This is a genomic window from Janthinobacterium sp. C22, from assembly GCF_057919405.1.
In genome coordinates, this window is record NZ_CP193659.1 from 4,226,606 (window position 1) to 4,246,505 (window position 19,900).

Below are 19,900 nucleotides of genomic sequence, written 5' to 3' on the forward strand. Positions count from 1 at the left end.
CGGGCAAAAAAAGGCTCCTGAAAACCAGGAGCCTTGTGGCGTCGGACAGGCAAGGTGGTCCGCACCGGCGGCTCTGGGGTGCAGCGCCGGCCGGACCGCTGTCCACGCCAAGGAGGTTCAGCCACCTGCCGTCAAGCGCATTCACCGGGACAGTTTCATCGTAGCAGCTGATTGCGCGGCAAAACTCTCCAATATTTGCATGCCGGCCATCCGCCGCCGCTACAGCCAGCCTTCGCGCTTCAGGCGCCGGTGCAGCCAGCAGCAGCCGGCGATGATGACGACGATCACGGCCGGATAGCTGCCGCGCCACTTCAGCTCCGGCATGAATTCGAAGTTCATGCCGTACAGGCTGAAGACCATGGTGGGCACGGCCAGGATGGCGGCCCAGGCGGCCAGGCGCTTGACGACCTCGTTCTGGCGGATCGAAATTTGCCCCAGCGCCACCTGCATGGCTGAATTGACCAGCTCGCGCATCTGCCCCGCCGTGTGCGTGACCCGTTTGACGTGGTCGAGAATGTCGCGGTAATAGATACGGTTTTCCTTCGGCACGATATCGCCATGGAAACGGATCAGCTGCGTGCAGATGTCGTGCAGGGGGTTGACGGCCGCATCGAGTTTCAGCAGCTCCGTCTTGAGCTGGTAGAAATCCTGCAGCTTGTCTTCGTTCAGGCTGGGCTTGAACAGCTGCAGCTCATAGTGCTGGAAGCGGGCCTGCAAATGGTCGATGCAGGGCTGGTACTGGTCGACGATGAAGTCGATGATGGAATACAGCACGTAGCCGGGACCGCTGGCCAGTTTCTCGGGCACGCTTTCCTTGCGCTCGCGCAACTTCGCATAGCCGGCCGAGGGGCCGTGACGCACCGTGATGATGAAGCGGGGGCCGAGAAAGACGTGGGTTTCGCCGTAGGCGATGGCGTCGCCGTCCAGGGTGGCCGTGTGCACCACCATGAACAGGGTGTCGCCGTACTCTTCCAGCTTGGGCCGCTCGTGCGCGCCCTGCGCATCCTCGACGGCCAGTTCGTGCAGGCCGAAGGCCGCTTGCAGGGCCTGCATGGCCGTGGCGTCGGGGCTGGCCAGGCCGATCCAGACGAAACAATCGGCGTCGCCGAGAAAGTCGCCCACCTTGTCGATATGGAAATGGGCGATCTTCCTGCCGTCGCGATATGCTTCGCAATTGACGACGGCGGCGTGGGTACTGAGGTCCATGGTGATTTTCGGCTGATGGCGGCAATATCGGGCCGCCAGTATAGCGGAAATGACCTGACAGCCATGCCAACTGAGCCAGCGCATTGACATTCAGGCACGTCAATGTAAAATGAGAACCATTCGCATTTAAGAAGAGCCTGCATGCGCCAGCGGCACGGGACTTCCGCGCCAACTGGAGTGTGCCGTGACGTATGCCGTATCCCCTGCCGCCGATCCCTTAGCTCAGATATATGGCCAGCACCATCCCTGGCTGCTGCGCTGGCTGCGCGGCAAATTGTCCTGCACCGATCATGCGGCCGACCTGGCGCAGGATACCTTCGTCAAGCTGCTGGCCACGCCCGGCGAACGCGCCGCCACCCTGCGCGAACCGCGCGCCTACCTGACCACCGTGGCACGCCGCCTGCTGATCGACCACTACCGCCGCCAGTCGCTGGAACAGGCATGGCTGGCCACCCTGGCGCAGCTGCCCGCGCCCGCCGCGCCATCGGCGGAAGAACGCTTGCTGATCCTGGAAACCCTGCACCAGATCGATGCCATGCTCGACGGCCTGGGCGCGAAGGTGCGCACGGCCTTTTTGCTGTCGCAGCTCGAAGGCATGGCATATGCGGACATCGCCGCGCGCCTGCACGTGAGCGAGCGCACCGTCAAGCGCTACATGGTGCAGGCGTTCGAACAATGTATTTTGTTGCTGGCCTGACATGGGCACGGCTCTCGATGCGCGCGCCGCGCGCGAGGCGGCGCACTGGATGATGCGCCTGCAAGGCGGTGAACTCGACGCTGCGGCGCAGCAGGGCCTGGCCCGCTGGCGCGCCGCCCACCCCGACCATGAAACGGCCTGGCAGCGGGCCGAGCAAGTCTGCCGCACCTTCGGCATGCTGCCCCCGCCCCTGGCCATGCCCGTGCTCGACCGTCCATCCGGCGCGCCGCGCCGCGCCGCCCTGAAAACCCTGGCCCTGCTGATCGCCGCCGGGCCGGCGGGCTGGTCCATGCTGAAAGTGCCGCCGTGGCAGGCATGGACGGCGGACCTGCGCACGGCAACGGGCGAAATCCGCCATCTCGCCTTGCCCGATGGCAGCGCGCTGAGCCTGAACACGGCCAGCGCCGCCGACATCGCTTTCAGCGACGCGCTGCGCCTGCTCCAGCTGCGCGCCGGCGAACTGCACGTGGCGACCCGCCCCGATCCCCGCGGGCGTGCGTTCATCGTACGCACCAGCAACGGCAGCATCCGCGCCATCGGCACGCGTTTCACGGTGCGCCAGGAAGACAGCCTGTTCGGCGCGCGCAGCCACGTGGCCGTCTCGCAGGGCGCCGTCGAAGTGCGGCCCGCCGAAGGCCGCCCCCTCATCGTGCGGGCGGGCTGGCAAGCCAGCTTCGACGAGGCGGCCGCCAGCGCGCCACAGCCGCTGGCGCCGCATGCGTCCGCGTGGACCAGAGGATTGCTGTACGCGGACGATACGCCGCTGGCCGACGTGCTGGAGCAGCTGAGCCGCTACCGCCACGGCGTGGTGCGCTGCGACCCTGCCGTGGCGCGGCTGCGCGTGTCGGGCGTGTACCAATTACATGATACGGATCAACTATTATCACTATTGCAAGCATCACTGCCCATTCGCGTGCAGCGCCACAGCCGCTGGTGGATTTCCGTCGAACCCGCATAACTATTTTAAAAAATAATGTCCCTTTCGCGCATGTGCCCCGTCAATCCACACAGGACCAACACATGAACGAAGGGAAACAAGCAATGAAGCATTACCGCAACACCAGCATGACCCTGGCCCTGTTGGGCAGCCTGGCCTTGACGCCGCCCGCATTCGCCCAGCAGCATCAGCAGGCGCCCGCGCGCCACTACCAGGTGGCGCCCGGTCCCCTGGGCACCGCCCTGTCCGCGTTTGCGGCCGAGGCGGGCGTCAGCATTTCCGGCGCCGCCAGCCTGTACGCGGGCTTGCACAGCCGGGGCTTGAGCGGCAATTACCAGGTGGCCGACGGCTTCGCCCGCCTGCTCGATGGCAGCGGCCTCATTGCCGTCGACCAGGGCGGCGGCAACTACGCCGTGCGCAGGCTGCCGTCCGCCAGCGATGCAACCACCCTGCCCGGCATCGCCGTGCGCGCCACGGCCGAGCGCAGCACCAGCACGGAAGGGACGAATTCGTACACGACGCCGGCCACGGCCAGCGCCACCGGATTGGTGCTGTCCTTGCGCGAGACGCCGCAATCGGTCAGCGTCATCACGCGCCAGCGCATGGATGACCAGGACTTGCTGACGGTGCGCGACGTGCTGCGCAACACGCCCGGCATCGCCGTCAACCAGTTCGACACGGAACGCAGCACCTTTTCCGCGCGCGGTTTCGACGTCGACAATTTCCAGTACGACGGCGTGCCCACCACGTATAAGGTGCAGTATTCGGGCGGCGAATCGGAAATGGATTCGCTGATCTACGACCGCGTGGAAGTGACCCGGGGCGCCACGGGCTTGCTGACGGGCGCCGGCTACCCGTCCGCCTCGATCAATCTGGTGCGCAAGCGGGCCAGCGCCCGGCAGTTCGAGGGGCAATGGTCGCTGGCAGCAGGTTCCTGGAGCGATTACCGTGGCACCGTCGACTTGGCCGCGCCGCTGAACGCGGACGGCTCCGTGCGCGGCAGGATCGCCGGCGCCTGGCAGGACCGCAAGTCGTTTACGAATGGTTATTCCAACCAGCGCCAGCTCGTCTACGCCACCGCCGAGGCGGACCTGGCGCCCGGCACCGTGGCCACGCTGGGCGCCAGCTACCAGAAGAACGACCCGAAAGGCAGCAACTGGGGCGGTTTTCCCCTGTGGTACAGCGACGGCACGCGCACCGATTTCGACCGTTCCGTCACCACGGCGCCCCGCTGGGCCGCCTGGGCCACGGAGCAGACGAACGTGCACGCCACCTTGGAACACGCGCTGGGCCAGGGCTGGAAGGCGCAGGCGCAAGCCATGTACAGCAAGCACACGGAAGACACGCCGCTGCTGTTCCTGGCCGAGCGGCCCGACCGCATCACGGGCCTGGGCATGCTCGGCTACCCGAACCGCTACATCGGCGCGCGCGAGCAGAGCAGCGCCGACCTGAAGCTGTCGGGCCCGTTCTCCCTGGGCGGACGCGAACATGAAGTCATCGTGGGCGCCAATTACACGCTGCAGCACGCCGAGTTCAGCGTCAAGGAAGCGCTCGATCCCGAACCGATCGGCAATTTCCTCGCCTGGGATGGCAACTACCCGCAACCGGCCTGGGGCGAGCCCGTGCTGTCGGAAAAATACACGACCAAACAATATGGTGCCTACGGCGCGGCGCGCCTGAACCTGGCCGACAGCACCAAACTGATCCTCGGCGGGCGCCTGAGCCGCTGGGACAAGGATCGCATCGGCTTTGACGGCAGCGCCCGCTTTTCCTTTGCCAAGAGCAAATTCGTGCCCTACGCGGGCCTGGTGGTGGACCTGAACGACACGTATTCGGCGTATGCCAGCTACACGGACATCTTCCGCCCGCAGGAAAACCAGGACCGCGCGGGCGCCTGGCTGGACCCGCTGACGGGCCAGAGCATGGAAGTGGGCGTGAAGGGGGAACTGGCCGGCGGCCAGGCCAACGGCTCCATCGGCCTCTTCGAAATCAAACAGGACAAGCTGGCCCAGCCCGACGGCGCGCACCGGGTCCCCGGCACCACCACGCAAGCGTATTACGCGGCGCGCGGCGCCACCAGCCGCGGCATCGAGGGGGAATTGTCGGGCCGTCTGGCGCCGGGCTGGAACGTGACGGCGAGCGCCAGCCACTTCCGCGCCAAGGACCGCGACGGGCAAGACATCAACACCCTGTCGCCCCGCTCGACGGCGCGATTGTTCACCACCTGGAAGGTAAGACCCGACCTCACCGTGGGCGGCGGCGTCAACTGGCAAAGCAAGTTCTACTTTGACGACGACGGCCCGAACGGCAAGGAAAGAGTGACGCAGCAAGCCTACAGCACGGTGAGCCTGATGGCCACCTACCAGCTGTCGCGCCAGCTGACGGCACAGCTGAACGTGGAAAATGTACTCGACAAGAAGTACATCAACATCAACACCTATGCGCAAGGCACGTATGGCGCGCCGCGCAGCGTACGGGGAACCTTGACGTACCGGTTCTGATACAAGCTGTACCGATATAAAACGCCAGGCGAGCGGTGGCAACGGCTGAAAAATGCCGTTGCCGCAACTCGTCTTACTGCGTTCTTGCGTACATCACGCGCACCTCCACCCTGCGGTTCAAGGCATTGCACTGTTCCGTTTCATAGGAGGTGGTACTTGCCTCGACAGGGCATTTCACGCGCGGTTCCCGCGCACCCGCCCCTTCCGAGGCAAATGTCAGGTTCTTTCCCTCCAGCGTAGTTCTGAGCACATTGACAATCGCCTCTGCGCGCAACTCCGAAAGACGCTGGTTATCCACGCCTTTTCCTGCCAGGTTCCGGGCGAAAGGACGGGCATCGCTGTGACCGCGTACCAGAATGTCACGCGGCGTACCCGACGCCAGAATGGCTGAGGCAAGAGCCCGCAGACGCGGCTGTGCCGTTGGCAACAATTGATCGCTGCCAGTCTTGAACAGCAAGTCGTTGGAAAGGTCGAAACAGGGATTCAGCGCAGGCCGGCTCTTGATGATGCGCATCGTGGCCGCGTCCAGGCGCAGGGTGGCAACCCTGAGGATGGTCGGTTCGGGGCTGAAAATGCCGGCCTCCGGCTTCGTGCGTACACTGAACGTGACAAGCGACACGCCGCCAACGCCAGTCCACAAGACATCGGCATGATGTACCAGCAATCGCCCCCGGCGCCCCTGCGGCAGTCAAGGATGGGGCGGCCGACGACTTCCGTGACGCGCTCGATTTCACCGAGCTCGCTATCGGGTACTTCGATGCTCACGTCGGGAATACGCACACCCAATAGCTGGAAAGCCATATGCACCATATTCATGAACGGCCCGAAGAACAGCACGAGTACCAGCGGTGCCACGAACACTGCGGCAAGCTGCGCCAATCTGCGCTGCGGCTTCGGCCGCGCGCCTGTGACCGTGATGCCGCCTTGCGTGCCAGCCGTAACTAGCATCAGGGCGAGAAAACCGGCACAAAAAAAGATCGTGATCAATAACAGCAGTGAAGGTTGTACAAGGGCAAAGGCATAAAACAGGGACAGCAAAAAAAGAGAAGCGATAACAGGAAATAGCCAAGGCCGTGCAGCCCGGCAGGAACGACAAACAGGGTCGCCTGCGCATGGGCGGCGCGCCGCCTGGAAACCCGCACTTCCAGCAAAGAAAGTAGTTTGAGCAGCCACAGTGCAGACATGGCCCCGAACAACAAAAAGATGCAGTACAGAAAACCGAACATCAGTGCCACAAAGATAAAGAACACCACTTCGCCTGGCGTCAGGCCACTGGGGAAAAACTGAATGTCAAACAGATAGGTCAGCGTGACGATGGCGCCCGCCGCAACGGCCAGTTTATATGTCAAGGTCGTCACGAGATCGAGGATCGCTATTTTCTTGCTCAGCGAATCGCTGCTGTACGTCGGGACAGGTGCCGCTCCTGGCGGGGGTCTCGGTATGATCACAGTATCGCCCTAATTTAACGACAAGTCGTTTGACGCGCTTGGACAGACAACAGACATTCTCATCACGCCTTTGGCAAAGGCTGGAATGACGGGTCCATCCATGCAAGTCTAGTGAGTCGTCGCGCGGCTGTGCGGACATCGCAGTGAAGCTTGATACGGATTAAACAAGGATGATCGGGGTTGAACGACTCGGCGGCGCTACCCCGTCGAAATGACCTTGTTCAGGGCGCGCCGCAATTCCTTCAGCCGGGGCGGCTTGCCCAGCACGCAATTGACGTCTTCCGGATAATCGCTGTCGGCCGCCAGGCGCTGGCCCCAGCCCGTGAGCATGATGATGGGCGTGGCCGGCGAACGCTGGCGCACCGCGCTGGCCACCTTGCGCCCGTCCACGTGGGGCATGCCCAGGTCCGTGATGACCACGGCGAAATGTTCGCGCCGCTCGTATGCGGCCTGGAAGCAGTCGATGCCGGCCTGGCCGCCGTCGGCCGACACCACCTCGTGGCCATCGATTTCCAGGATGTCGCGCAGGGACTTGAGCACCATCGGGTCGTCGTCCACCACGAGGATGCGCAGGCGCGGCGGCACAAGGTAGGCCGTGTCGGGCGCTTCATTTTCCTCGTGCGCCGCGCAGGCGGGAAAATCCAGGCGTACCGCCGTGCCCTGCCCCGGCGCCGTGACGATGTCGATGCTGGCCCCGTGGCGCTCCATCATGCCGTACACCATGGCCAGGCCCAGGCCCGTGCCGCGCTCGCCCTTGGTGGTGAAAAACGGCTCCAGGCAGCGGCGGCGCGTATTCTCGTCCATGCCGATGCCCGTGTCGGCTACTTCTATCCGCACCTGCCGCGCCGCCTCGCCCGCCGCGCCGGCGCAGCTGGTGCGCACGCTCAGGGTGCCGCCTTCCGGCATGGCATCGACGGCGTTGAAGACCAGGTTCGTCAGCGCTTCGCGGATTTCGCCCGCACTGCCCGGCAGCATGGGCAAGCCGTCCGCCAGCTCCGTGCGCAGGGCGATGACGATGCCGCGCTGCTGCGGCATGTCGCTCCAGCGCGCGCGCGTCAGGTCCAGCACCTGCCGCACCACCAGGTTGGCGTCGATGGGTGCCAGGGCCACTTGCGGTTCGCGCTGGCGGTAGAATTCGCGCATGCGCGCCACAGTGGCGGCCACGTCGTCGATGGCGCGCTCGATTACTTCCAGGCAATGCCGGCCCTGCGCACTGAGATTGGTTTCCGTCTCCAGCAGCGATTCCGTGTACAGGGCCACGGGAGAAATGGCGTTATTGATATCGTGCGCGATGCCGCTGGCCATCTGCCCCAGCGCGCGCAGGCGCTCCTGCTGCATCACAGACTGCTGCGTCTGGCGTAAATCGTCGTACGCGCGCTGCAGCGCGCCGTAGAGCTGCGCCTGGTTGGCGGCCAGCGCCACATGTTCGCTCAGCTGGCTGAGGAATTCGCATTCGCCGCTGGTAAAGCTGTGCGCGGCGCGGCGCGCCACGATGAGGATGCCGAAGACCGTGCTTTCGGCCAGCAGGGGCGCCATGACGAGGGCCCGCAGCCCCCTTGCGCCAGCCGCTGCGGAAACGGAAACGCCACCCCGGCGATGTCGGCTTCATATACGAGTTTGCCGCGCACGCAGCTCGACAGGCCATTCTCGTCGATAGGGATGTGCGCCTGCTCGCCCATCATGAACGACAGCGCCAGCGCCTCGCTGCGCACGCCCACGCACGTCACCTGCAGCGCGTGTTCGGACGGCCGGTACAGGCAGATGCAGCTGAAATCGATGGGCAGCTGCTCTTCCAGGCTGCGCACCACCACCTGGAAGATGCTGCGCAAATCCTGCCGTTCGCCGATCGAGCGCGTGATCTGCTGCAACAGGTTCAGACGTTCGAGCTGTTCCTGCACCTTGCGCTCGGCCAGCTGGCGCTCGGCGATCTGCGTTTCCAGGGCGGCATTCGCGTGCGCCAGCGCGTCGCGCGAGACGGTGGTGCGGCGCAGCTTGTCCGTCATGCCGTCGAAGGCGCGCGCCAGGTCGCCGATTTCATTCCTGGTATGCACGCCGAGCGCAAAATCGAGCTTGCCGGCGCCGACGATGAGGGTGCCCTGACGCAGCTTTTCCAGCGGTCCCGTGACGCTGGTCATGGTGAAATAGATCAAGCCGGCCACCAGCGCGATGATCATGCCGCCAAACAGTATCACGGCCACGTTGGCCCGCCGCTGCGCATCCAGCACACCCTGCCGGCTCAATGCGGACAGCCGCATCGCATCGGCGATCATGCCCTGCACCTTGCCCATGATCTGGCCGGACAGGCGCGACTCCAGCTCACTCAGCACCTCGCGCCGCCGCGGGTCCTGCCCCAGCTCGCGGTGATTCGCGACAAACAGCTGGAACAAAGCGCCCACGCGGGCCAGGTCGCCCCGCAATTCGTGCAGCAACGTGCGCTCTTCGGCCGTGCCGAAGGCGGGCGTGGCCAGCAGGCCGGTGGACAGCGACTCGCTGCGCAGCTGCCACTGGGCCCGCGTGCGCGCGCCATGGTGCAGCGCATATTCGATCGACAGGTAGCGCAGCGACGTGACGGCTTGCAGGATATCGGCCGCCGCCTTGTTCTTCGCCAGTTCGCGCTGCATCGCCATGCTGGTGGAAAACAGCACGGCGACGATGATGGCCACGAGCGCCACGCAAAACAGCTCTGCCAGCTTGAAGCGCGTGACGATTTTCATGGTGGCCGTCTCAATGGATGACCGTTACGGCCGATGGCGCCACCGCTTCCAGGCCTTCCAGGTAGACGGCATCAAGGAAGTTCGGCATCTCGCCGTTCCCGGCCAGGCGGTTCCTGATGGCCCAGCGCGCCTCGTCTTCCAGCGCCAGCAGCAAGCCCTGGTCGAGCACGACGCCGAAGCGGTAACCGTGCCAGGCCGCCTGCAGGCGCGCCGCCTCGCTGGCCGACGCCCTGGCAAACAAGGCGCGCGCGGCATCGGGCTCGTCCCGGCAGAAGCGCGCGCCGGCGAGCAGCGCGCGCAGCACCTTGCGCACCGTCGCCGGGTGGCTGCGCACGTAATCGCCCGTGCCGGCCACGTTGAACAGACCCGCATACACATCCTCGCCGTAGAAGATGGCCGCCTTGCCCTCGAGGCCATGCGTCATGCCCGTCAGGAAAGGTTCCCAGCCGGCCGCCGCGTCCACCTCGCCCCGCGCCAGCGCACCCGCCAGCTGCTGCGGCGCGTAGTTGCGCACGGTGACTTCGCCGGGCAACAGCTTCTGGCGGTTCAAAAAGGCGTCCAGCGCGAATTGGCCCGACGTGCCCAGGGTCACGCCGATGCGCTTGCCCTTCAGGCTGGCGGGCGTGGACACGCCGCGGTCCAGGCGCCCCACGATGCCGTGGTCGCGCTCTGCCTCGAAGATGCTGGCGATGATGACGACGGACTGTTTCTGCAGGCTGGCCAGCACCACGGGGATGTCGGACACCGTGCCCAGGTCGGCCTTGCCCTGCAGCACGGCTTCCAGCGACGCCTTGCCCGACGAGTACGGCTGCAGCAGCGCATCGATGCCTTCGCGCGCAAAATGGCCCTGCGCGTGCGCGGCCAGCACGGGACAACTGCCCACGTATTCCCCATTCACGGCCAGGCGCAGCTTTTCCACCGGGCCGGGCGGCGGCGTGGGACGGGCGGCGAGCCGCCACACGGCGATGCCGGCCAGCGCCACCAGCAGCAGCGCGGCCGCCAGCCAGACCACCCGCCGCGCCGGCGCAGCGCCGCTCATGCGCTGCACGGCGCCGTGGCCGGCTCCAGCGCGCTGTTGATGGCCTCGGAAAACGCCACCACGTCGATCGGCTTGGTCAGATAGCGGTAGAAGCCCGCCGCCAGTCCCTGGCGCACGTCGCCCGGTCCCGCCACGGCCGTCAGGGCGATGACGGGAATATGCGCGGTGCGGGCATCGGCACGCAGCAGCTGCATGACTTGCGTGCCGCTGATGTCGGGCAGGTCGCTATCCATCAGTATCAGCTGCGGCAGGTGGCGGCGCGCCATGTCCAGGCCCGTCTGCCCGTCACCGGCCGACAGCAGGTCGAGATCGGGGCGATAATGGATCAGGCCCGCCACCAGCGTCACGTTCAGGGGATTGTCTTCCACGTACAGCAGCGTCTTGCGCTCCGGCAGGGGCATCGTTTCAGCGGGCCGGGCAATGGCGGACAGGCGCGGGCTCTCCTGCGGCGGTTGGCGTGCCGGACAACTGGCGATGTCGAGCCAGAAGGTGCTGCCGCGCCCGGGCGTGCTGGCCACGCCTATGGTCGCCTGCATGGCTTCGGCCAGGCGCTTGCTGACCGCCAGCCCCAGGCCCGTGCCCTCCTCGTCGCGCGCATCGCGTCCCAGGCGGTTGAAGGGCTGGAACAGCACCTCCAGCTGCGCGGCGCTCAGCCCGCCGCCCGTGTCGCGCACGGACAGGCGCAGCTGCCGTGCATCGACGGGCTGGCAATCGACGTGGATCTCGCCCTGTTCCCGGTTGTACTTGACGGCGTTCGACAGCAGATTGATCAGCACCTGCTTGAGGCGCGTGCGGTCGGCCAGTACGTGCATGCTGCCCGCCTCGACGAACGTCAAGGTGATGCCGCGCTTGCGCGCCAGCGGTTCCATCATTTGCCAGCATTCATGGTAGATGCCGGCCAGGCCCACGGACTCCATCGACAGCGACAGATTGCCCGACTCGATTTTGGCGATGTCGAGGATATCGTTGATCAAAGTCAGCAAATGCCGGCCCGCGCCGAAGATGTGCGAGGCAAAGGTTTTCTTTTCCTGCGCCGTCGAGGGGATGGAATCGGACGTCAGCATCTGCGAAAAACCCAGGATGGCGTTGAGCGGCGTGCGCAGTTCGTGGCTCATGCTGGCCAGGAAATTGGTCTTTTCCTGGTTCGCCCGCTCCGCCACCTCGCGGGCCAGCCGCAAATCCCGGTTCATGGCGTCAAGTTCGGCCGTGTGCTGGCGCAGCAGAAGTTCCAGGCGTGCATTGGCGATGCGCAGCTGGCGCGTTTCCAGCGCCCGCGCCAGTATCAGCAGGATGCCCGAGACCTTGAACGGCTTGACGACGTAATCGAGCGCGCCCGCCTGCATGGCTTGCACGGCCGAGGCGATCGTGCCTTCGCCCGTCATGACGATGCAGGCCAGGTCAGGATCGATCTGCCGCGCCGCTTCCACCACGGCGATGCCGTTCATGCCCGGCATCATCAGGTCGACCAGCAGCAGGTCGAACGATTCGACGGCCAGCAGGGCCAGCGCCGCTTCGCCCGAAGCAAGTCCCGTCGTGTCATACGTCTGGCCGCGCAAGGTGTCGCACAGCGCATGCATGTGCGCCTGCTCGTCATCGACGATCAGTATCCGCGGCGGCATTGATGAGCTGTTCATGCATTCTCCTGGCGGCATGGGCTTGCGGCGAGGAAACTTTCTCCGCAACATGCGTTCCGAGCATAGCACTTGAAAATTACCAAAAATACACGCTTTGTCACGCGCGCGGCCGCGCCAGGCCGAAGCTAGCTCATGGCGGGCAGCCCCCGCAGCAGCTTGTCCAGGGTGAGCGGATACTCGCGCACCCGCACCCCCGTCGCGTTGTAGACGGCGTTGGCGATGGCGGCCGCCACGCCGCAGATGCCCAGCTCGCCCACGCCCTTGGCCTTCATGGGCGAGGACATGGGGTCCGTTTCGTCGAGAAAAATGACGTCCTGGTGCGGGATGTCGGCGTGCACGGGCACTTCGTAGCCCGCCAGGTCGTGGTTGACGAAGAAGCCGCGCCGCCGGTCAACGACGAGTTCTTCCATCAGGGCCGCGCCCACGCCCATGGTCATGGCGCCGATCACCTGGCTGCGCGCCGCTTTCGGGTTCAGGATGCGGCCGGCCGCGCACACGGCTAGCATGCGGCGCACGCGCACTTCGCCCGTGTCGCCGTCCACGCCCACTTCCACGAAATGCGCGCCGAACGTCGATTGCTGGAATTTCTTGTCGAGGTCGCCGTATTCCATGCGGTCTTCGGCGACGACGTCGCCATGAAAGGCGGCGGCGGCGAGCGGCACGCTGCGCTCGCCCTGGCTCACCTGGCCGTCGGAAAAGCGCACCTCCTTTTCATCGAAGCCCAGCTTGCCGGCGATGGCCTGGCGCAGGCGCACGCAGGCCGCGTACACGCCGGCCGTGGCACTGTTGCCGCCCCACTGCCCGCCCGAACCGGCTGAAACGGGGAAATCCGAGTCGCCCAGGCGCACGACGACCCGGTTCAAGGTCACGCCCAGCATTTCCGCCGCCGTTTGCGCGATGATGGTATAGCTGCCCGTGCCGATATCCGTCATGTCCGTTTCCACGGTCACGATGCCCTTGCCGTCCAGGCGCACGCGGGCGGCGGACTGCATGACGAGGTTGTTGCGGAAGGCGGCCGCCACGCCCATGCCCACCAGCCAGCGGCCGTCGCGCCGCATGCCCGGCTGCGTTGCTCTCTCCTTCCAGCCGAATTCCACGGCGCCCGTGCGCAGGCAATCGATCAGGCGGCGCTGGGAAAACGGCCGCCCCGGCTTTTCCGGGTCTACCTTGGTGTCGTTCAGGATGCGCAAGACGATGGGGTCCATTTTCAATTTCTCCGCCAGCTCGTCCATGGCAATTTCCAGTGCCATCAGCCCCGGCGCCTCGCCCGGCGCGCGCATGGCGTTGCCTTCCGGCAAGTCGAGCACAGCCAGGCGCATGGCCGTCATGCGGTTGGCGCCCGCATACAGCAGCCGCGTCTGCATCACGGCCGTTTCCGGCTGGCCGCCCTTCAGGTCGCCGGACCACGATTCATGGCCGATGGCCGTGATCTTGCCGTCGCGCGTGGCGCCGAGGCGCAGGCGCTGGATGGTGGCGGGCCGGTGCGTCGTATTGTTGAACATCAGGGGCCGCGTCAGGGCCACCTTCACGGGACGCAGCGCCGCGCGCGCGCCCAGCGCCGCCAGCAAGGCTTCGGCGCGCACGAACAGCTTGCCGCCGAAACCGCCGCCGATATACGGCGAGACGATGCGCAGCTTGTCTTTCGGTATGCCTAAAGTGCGGGCCAGGTCGCCCCGGCTCCAGTCCACCATCTGGTTTGCCGTCCAGACCGTCAATTGATCTCCCTCCCAGGCGGCGATCGAGGCGTGCGGCTCCAGCATGGCGTGCGACTGGTCAGGCGTCGTGTAGGTCGCGTCCAGCCGCACGGGAGCATGGGCATAGGCGCCGGCGAAGTTGCCCGTCTTGCTGTCGGGCTTGCCATCCTTCGGCTTGGCGGCGCTGCCTTTGGCCTTGGCCAGGTCGAAGGCGCCCGGCTGCCCGACATACTTGACGTCGAGCAACTGCGCGGCCGAGCGCGCTTGCTCGAACGTTTCCGCCACCACCAGCGCGATGGCCTGGTGGTAATGCTCGATGTCCGGCCCGCCCAGCAGCTTCGCCGTGTTCATCTTGCCTTTGCCCAGCTTGCCCGCCGACTCCGCCGTCACCACGGCCAGCACGCCGGGCGCGCGGCGCGCGGCGCTGGTGTCGATGGACACGATGCGCCCCCTGGCGATGGCCGCGCCGACGACGTGGCCGTAGGCCGCGTGCGGCGCGGCCTTGTTCTGTTCATACGCGTACGGCGCCGTGCCCGTGGTTTTCAGGGGGCCGTCGATGCGGTCCGTGGGGCGGCCCACGACTTTCAGCTGGTCGATGGGATTGGTGGTCGCAGGTGTCGTGAATTTCATGGCCCTAGCCTTTCTTCGCTGGTGCTTGCGCCAGGACGGACGCCACGGTGCGCTGCGCCAGGATCAGCTTGAAGCCGTTATCGGCCGTGGGATGGGCGCCGGCCAGCAGGCGTTCGCTGACGGCGGTGGCGCCAGCGGGCATGGCCTGCTCGGCGGCGGCAAGCCGCCACGGTTGCGGCGCGACGCCGCCCATGGCCAGCCTGCCGGTGCCATCGGGCAAGATGATCGCCGCCACGGACACCAGCGCGAACGCATACGAGGCGCGGTCGCGCACCTTGCGGTAGACGTGCGTGCCGCCCACGGGCCGGGGCAAGGTGACGCTGGTGATCAATTCGCCCGGCTGCAGCACCGTTTCCAGCTGCGGCGTGCTGCCCGGCAAGCGGTAAAAATCGGCGATGGGGATGCTGCGCGTGCTGCCGTCGGCCCGCACGGTGTCGATGCCGGCGTCGAGCACGCGCATGGCCACGGCCATGTCGCTCGGGTGCGTGGCGATGCACGCCTCGCTGCCGCCCAGAATCGCCAGCGGCCGGCTGAAGCCGGCTATGGCCGAGCAGCCGCTGCCCGGCACGCGCTTGTTGCAGGCCTGGTTCATGTCATAGAAATACGGGCAGCGCGTGCGCTGCAGCAGGTTGCCGGCCGTCGTCGCCTTGTTGCGCAATTGCGCCGAGGCGCCGGCCAGCAGGGCGCGCGACAGCACGGCGTAGTCGCGCCGGACCGTGGCGTGCGCGGCCAGCGCCGTGTTGCGCACGAGGGCGCCGATGCGCAAGCCGCCATCCTTCGTCGTCTCCACCTTGTCCAGCGCGAGGCCATTGACGTCGATCAAATGCGCGGGCGTCTCGATCTCCAGCTTCATCAGATCGAGCAGATTCGTGCCGCCCGCGATGAAACGGGCGCCGGGCGTAGTCAAGGCGGCTGCCGCCGCTTCGGCCGGCGTGGCGGCCTTCTGGTAGCTGAACACTCTCATGCCGGCCTCCCCGCCACCTCGGTGATGGCTTCGATGATGTTGGAGTAGGCGCCGCAACGGCAGAGATTGCCGCTCATGCGTTCGCGCAATTCTTCCGGCGTCACCGAGGGGGCCGCGTTCAAGTCCGCGCTGACGTGGCTGGGGATGCCCTGGCGGATCTCGCCCAGCGCGGCGACGGCCGAACAGATCTGCCCCGGGGTGCAGTAGCCGCATTGATAACCGTCATGCGCGATGAAGGTGGCCTGCATCGGATGCAGTTTCTCCGGCGTGCCCAGCCCCTCGATGGTGGTGACTTTCGCGCCGTCATGCATCACGGCCAGGGTCAGACAGGCATTGATGCGCTGGCCGTCGAGCATGACGGTGCAGGCGCCGCACTGGCCGTGGTCGCAGCCCTTTTTGGTTCCCGTCAGGTGCAAATGTTCGCGCAAGGCGTCGAGCAAGGTGGTGCGCGTGTCGAGTTCCAGACTGTGGCGCCGGCCGTTGACGTCGAGGCTGACTTTCATCAGGACGGGCGGCGCCTGTCCGGATTGGGCCGCGCTATGGGCCGCTTCGGCTGCCCCCGTCACGCCGGGCACGGCCACTGCCGTGGCCGACAGCGCGCCGGCGATCAGCAAACCGCGCCTGCCGGCATTGATGTGATTACAATCTGTCATCTCGCGCTTCCTCCTGGCTGTGGACTGGCTGGGCGGGCGCATGCAGGCCCGAAGCAGCAGTCTGGCGGCCGGATGCCTAAGCGTCTGTACGCGAACGAACGTTCAGCCTCAAGCTGCGCCGGGTCGTGCCGACGCCGCCCTGCGCCGCGTAGCCCGTGTGGCGGGCGCAGTGGTCGAGCGCCTGGCGCAAGGCCGTATCGACGTTGCGCAAGGACATGTCGTGCCGCTCGGCCACTTCCTGGCGGGTCAGCTCGTCCACGCGCAGCGCTTCGAGCACTTGCCGGTGGCGCCGCGGCAGCAGCTCGACGGCTTGCGCCAGGCGGCGCACGTCGTCCTGCAGCTCGGCCAGGCGCTCCGGCCCGGCCGCCGTATCGGCGAGGAAATCGACCAGGCCGCCAGCGCCGTCGCCACCGCCCTCGTCCGCAAACAGCCAGGCACGGTTGCGCCGCAGGCCGTCAATGGCCGCATTGCACGCCACGCGAAACACATAGGCGACGGGGCTGTGCGCCAGCGCCGCGCCGTCACCGGCCGCCAGCGCGCCCAGGCGCAGCCAGGCGTCGTGCAGGCTGTCGCTGGCCAACTCGGCGCAACCGAGGTGGCGCGCCAGGCGCCGGTGCAGGGCCGCGTAATGGCCCTCCAGCACCGCCTGCAGCCGGGCGCCCTGCCCCGGCACCGGCGTCGGCACGGGCGCCACGTCGTTGGCCGCCTGCAGGCGGGGCCGGATGGCGGGCCGGTAAGGGGCCATCCCCGCCATGCGCAAGGGCAAGGCGTTGGCCATGCCAAGCATGCCGGCCATCATGGCGACAACCTGCTGCGTTCCTGCGCCGTCAGCTGGCGCGTGGCCGATTCCGGCAGCGGGCCCAGGCCCAGCACGCGCACGGCGCTGCGCGGGTTGTAGTCGGCCGCCTCGGTGCGCGCGCCCTCCTGCGGCGCCGCTTGCGCGCTGTCCGGCGGGGCGTCGTTGCCAAAACCCAGCACGCGCACCGTAAACACGGACGGCTGCGCGGCGCGCGTGGCGGCGCGCTCGCGCCGCACCACGTCCTGCGCGGCGGCCGTGGCCTGCGTGGCGGCCGCGCTGGCGTTCGTCATGGCGGCCACGTTGACGGACGCCACCGTCGGCATGCCCTTCGCTTCGCCCTTGACCTGGATGTTCGCCGCGTTCACCACCGTCAGCGCGGCCAGGTTGACGCTGCCCGAGACGCGGATGCCCGCCTCGCCCGCGTCGATGGTGCCCAGCGGCGCCAGCAGGTCGACGTCGCCGGCCGGCACTTCCGCGATCGGCGCCAGCGTGGCGATGCCGGCGCCCGTGCTCGGCACGTCGGACGACAGGGTCACGTTGCCCCAGTTGTCATACACGCGCTTGGGCGGCGTGTAGATGATGGTCGACTTCGAACCGCGGCCCGCGTTGATGTCGCCCTGCGACGACCAGCCGAGGATATCGCCGCCGAACGTCGTCATGACGCGGCTCTGGCCCAGCAGGATGCTGCCGTGCGAGAACAGCTCGATATTGCCGCCGCCCTTGGTGATGACGCCCGAGGTCGACGGCGGCGCCTCGCCCTCGATGCCGAACACCTGCTTGCCGCCCGGCGTCAGCAGCTGGATGCCGCCGCCGAAGTTGGTGTGCACGTAACCGCTGCGGGGGAAATAGTCCCAGCGCTGCTCGCCATCATTGCGCACCGCGTACAGGCCGCGATACATGACGATGTCGCCCGCATAATCGATGGCCTTGCCGCTGGCGTCCTTGGCCGGCGCCAGGGCCGCGATGGCGTTGCGGCTGCGCAGGAAGCTGCCGTAGCGGGCGCTGTCCGCATCGTTGAACTCGCGCCCGCCCGCCTTCAGCTCCGCGAAATACACGTCGCGGGCAAAGACGCGCTGCTGCGGCTCGGGCAAGGCCAGATAAAAGGCCTGCGCCTCGGCGGCCGTGCCCTTGAAAGCATAACGCTCGGCCAGCCAGGTGGCCAGTTCGCCCTCGTACGATTTCACCACCTTGCCGGCCTGGCCAGCCAGCGGCACGCCCGTCTGGGCCACGTTGGCCGGGTCCAGATACGGCTTGACGAAGCGCAGGTAGTCGAGACCGGCCGCGCCCACGCCCGCCTGCATGGCGATGCCGGCGCCCGGGCGTTTGTCTCCGGCGACGACGGGACCGAGGCTGACGACGCTGCCCTTGTCCTGCATCAATATGTTGCGTCCGGCGCTGATGTCGAGCGTGCCGGGGCCGGCCACGTTGAAGGAGCTGTTCAGGATATCGCGCCCGGCCGAAACCACGGAGACGTCAAACGCATTGTTGTGCACGAACAGGTTGCTGATATTCCTGAAGCTCATGTCGCTGTTGCTGGCGCTGCCGTTACTGGCTTCCAGCTGCGCCGTGCCGCTGCCGACGATATCGCGGCCCGCCTTCATCCACACGGGTTGGCCACCCTCATACCAGGTGATGCCCGCATGCCTGGCGTCATGAAACGCGAGGATACGCCCGCTGTTTACGCCCACCAGGTCGCCCGTGACGGCATAGATGCGGGCCGTCTGCGTGCCGCTGTTGGCGGGGCCGGCCGAGGAATCGGGACCGAAGGCAAACAGCGGGAAGTTCCATTTCGCCGCTGGCGTCCCCGTGCTCGAGACATTCGTGGCCAGGGGATTGGTCTCATTCGGCCGGATATCCCAGCCCGTGAAGCCTGGCTTGAACGGCGTCGCCATGCTGTCGGCGGCGGCGCCGGACTGGCTGACGGCAAAACCGCCCGCGTAGATGGAATCGCTGGCCAGCCATTGCAGCTGGGCATTGGGAGACGGCGCCAGCAGCAGCGGCGGGCCATACGCGGATGCAGCACCCCAATCCGTGATGGTCTTGCCGTAGTACAAGCTGCCATTTGCGGCCGCGGCCCGCACGATGGACGGATAGACGGTGGCCAGATCGGTATCCGTGCCGACGGACGCCGACAGCGGCGTCATGTTGCCGCCGGCGGAGTAGAGGTCGAGCGCCGTGCGCGGCGTCCACAGGCTGAACCAGCTGTAGCCGTAGCCCTGCTCACCGGCCGCGCCGGTGAACGGCGTGGCATTGAACGCGGTCACGCGGCCGGGATCGGCCACATCCTGCAGCACCAGGTCGCCCAGCGTCGCCACGCTGAACGTGGCGTCGCCTGGCACCAGGGTCATGCCGCCCCGGGCCGTGGCGCGCGTGGCGCGGAAGGCATCGTAGGCGCGCGTTTCCAGCGGCACGTGATCGGTGGAGCGCGTGCCGTATTCCAGTTCCACGCTGCCCAGCTGCGCGGCCGACGTTTCCGCATGGCCACGCAAGTCGACCAGCGCGCCGTTCAGGTGGTTGCCACCGGCCTTGCCGGCGGGATTCAGGGCGCCGCCCACGCGCAGCTCCAGGTCGCCGCCGCCCGTCTGCAGCAGGCTACCATCGGCCAGCACGCGTCCCGTGCCGCCCACGGCCAGCAGCAAACCCTGCGAACGCGGGTTGATGCTGCCGTTATACGAACTGCCCGTCAGCGGGGCCAGCGCGCCCGCGTCGCCCGCCACCTCGGCGCGCACATTGCCGCCGCCCAAGGTGCCGAAGCCTGTAAAGCCCAGCACGGTATCGGCCAGCGTACCGCGGCCCACATAGCTGCCGAAATTGATCCACCACGCTGTCGGCTGAGGCGCGCCGCCCATGGCCACGCCGCCGCTGCCCTGGCGCCACAGCCAATTGCCCACTGCCACCGAATCGGCCATACCATCCACGGGAACGGGACGCAGGTTGATGGAACTGGCCGCGTCGATCAGCGAGCCGCTCAGGTCGCCCGCCAC

Annotated in this window: 15 protein-coding genes; 3 read left to right on the top strand and 12 right to left on the bottom strand. The window is 66.9% G+C overall.

The features are described from left to right. Window positions 1-219: 219 nt before the first annotated feature. Window positions 220-1,206, bottom strand: a complete 987-nt coding sequence (gene corA, locus ACRHIG_RS19825; RefSeq protein ID WP_489627600.1) for a magnesium/cobalt transporter CorA — start codon at window positions 1,204-1,206, stop codon at window positions 220-222. Window positions 1,207-1,390: 184 nt separating this feature from the next. Here corA and ACRHIG_RS19830 point away from each other — a divergent pair, with 184 nt between their 5' ends. The 3 genes from ACRHIG_RS19830 to ACRHIG_RS19840 all read left to right on the top strand — a co-directional run bounded on the left by ACRHIG_RS19830 (window position 1,391) and on the right by ACRHIG_RS19840 (window position 5,341). Continuing rightward, a complete protein-coding gene (locus ACRHIG_RS19830) occupies window positions 1,391-1,903 on the top strand; it encodes a sigma-70 family RNA polymerase sigma factor (protein WP_475414823.1) in 513 nt (170 codons plus the stop codon). Window position 1,904: 1 nt separating this feature from the next. Beyond that, window positions 1,905-2,861, top strand: a complete 957-nt coding sequence (locus tag ACRHIG_RS19835; RefSeq protein WP_489627601.1) for a FecR domain-containing protein — start codon at window positions 1,905-1,907, stop codon at window positions 2,859-2,861. A gap of 62 nt (window positions 2,862-2,923) precedes the next feature. Then, window positions 2,924-5,341, top strand: a complete 2,418-nt coding sequence (locus tag ACRHIG_RS19840) for a TonB-dependent siderophore receptor (RefSeq protein WP_489627602.1) — start codon at window positions 2,924-2,926, stop codon at window positions 5,339-5,341. 73 nt (window positions 5,342-5,414) lie between these two features. Here ACRHIG_RS19840 and ACRHIG_RS19845 read toward each other — a convergent pair whose 3' ends face one another. From ACRHIG_RS19845 to ACRHIG_RS19895, 11 genes are all read right to left on the bottom strand, one after another. Beyond that, window positions 5,415-5,960 carry an OmpA family protein gene (locus ACRHIG_RS19845; protein WP_489627603.1) on the bottom strand — a complete coding sequence of 182 codons (546 nt, stop codon included), beginning with the start codon at window positions 5,958-5,960 and terminating at the stop codon, window positions 5,415-5,417. A 364-nt stretch (window positions 5,961-6,324) separates the two neighbouring features. After that, the gene (locus tag ACRHIG_RS19850; RefSeq protein ID WP_489627604.1) at window positions 6,325-6,699 is read right to left on the bottom strand and encodes a hypothetical protein; all 375 of its coding nucleotides are present in this window, start codon (window positions 6,697-6,699) and stop codon (window positions 6,325-6,327) included. A 288-nt stretch (window positions 6,700-6,987) separates the two neighbouring features. After that, a complete protein-coding gene (locus ACRHIG_RS19855) occupies window positions 6,988-8,325 on the bottom strand; it encodes an ATP-binding protein (RefSeq protein ID WP_489627605.1) in 1,338 nt (445 codons plus the stop codon). After that, window positions 8,220-9,503 (bottom strand): HAMP domain-containing protein, encoded by a 1,284-nt coding sequence (locus tag ACRHIG_RS19860; protein ID WP_489627606.1) that lies wholly within the window; start codon window positions 9,501-9,503, stop codon window positions 8,220-8,222. Before ACRHIG_RS19860 ends, ACRHIG_RS19855 begins: the two co-directional genes overlap by 106 nt. A gap of 10 nt (window positions 9,504-9,513) precedes the next feature. Beyond that, entirely contained in the window at window positions 9,514-10,542 is a 1,029-nt protein-coding gene (locus ACRHIG_RS19865) for an ABC transporter substrate-binding protein (protein WP_489627607.1), read from the bottom strand. Continuing rightward, window positions 10,539-12,176, bottom strand: a complete 1,638-nt coding sequence (locus tag ACRHIG_RS19870) for a response regulator (protein WP_489627608.1) — start codon at window positions 12,174-12,176, stop codon at window positions 10,539-10,541. Before ACRHIG_RS19870 ends, ACRHIG_RS19865 begins: the two co-directional genes overlap by 4 nt. 125 nt (window positions 12,177-12,301) lie before the next feature. Then, window positions 12,302-14,500, bottom strand: a complete 2,199-nt coding sequence (gene paoC / locus ACRHIG_RS19875; protein WP_489627609.1) for an aldehyde oxidoreductase molybdenum-binding subunit PaoC — start codon at window positions 14,498-14,500, stop codon at window positions 12,302-12,304. Window positions 14,501-14,504: 4 nt separating this feature from the next. Then, window positions 14,505-15,464 carry an FAD binding domain-containing protein gene (locus ACRHIG_RS19880; protein WP_489627610.1) on the bottom strand — a complete coding sequence of 320 codons (960 nt, stop codon included), beginning with the start codon at window positions 15,462-15,464 and terminating at the stop codon, window positions 14,505-14,507. Continuing rightward, window positions 15,461-16,117 (bottom strand): aldehyde dehydrogenase iron-sulfur subunit PaoA, encoded by a 657-nt coding sequence (gene paoA, locus ACRHIG_RS19885; RefSeq protein WP_489627611.1) that lies wholly within the window; start codon window positions 16,115-16,117, stop codon window positions 15,461-15,463. The genes ACRHIG_RS19880 and paoA overlap by 4 nt, the downstream gene beginning before the upstream one ends. A gap of 76 nt (window positions 16,118-16,193) precedes the next feature. Then, complete coding sequence (locus ACRHIG_RS19890) at window positions 16,194-16,916, bottom strand: RNA polymerase sigma factor (RefSeq protein WP_489627612.1); 723 nt, start codon at window positions 16,914-16,916, stop codon at window positions 16,194-16,196. Beyond that, entirely contained in the window at window positions 16,913-19,900 is a 2,988-nt protein-coding gene (locus tag ACRHIG_RS19895; RefSeq protein WP_489627613.1) for a filamentous hemagglutinin family protein, read from the bottom strand. Before ACRHIG_RS19895 ends, ACRHIG_RS19890 begins: the two co-directional genes overlap by 4 nt.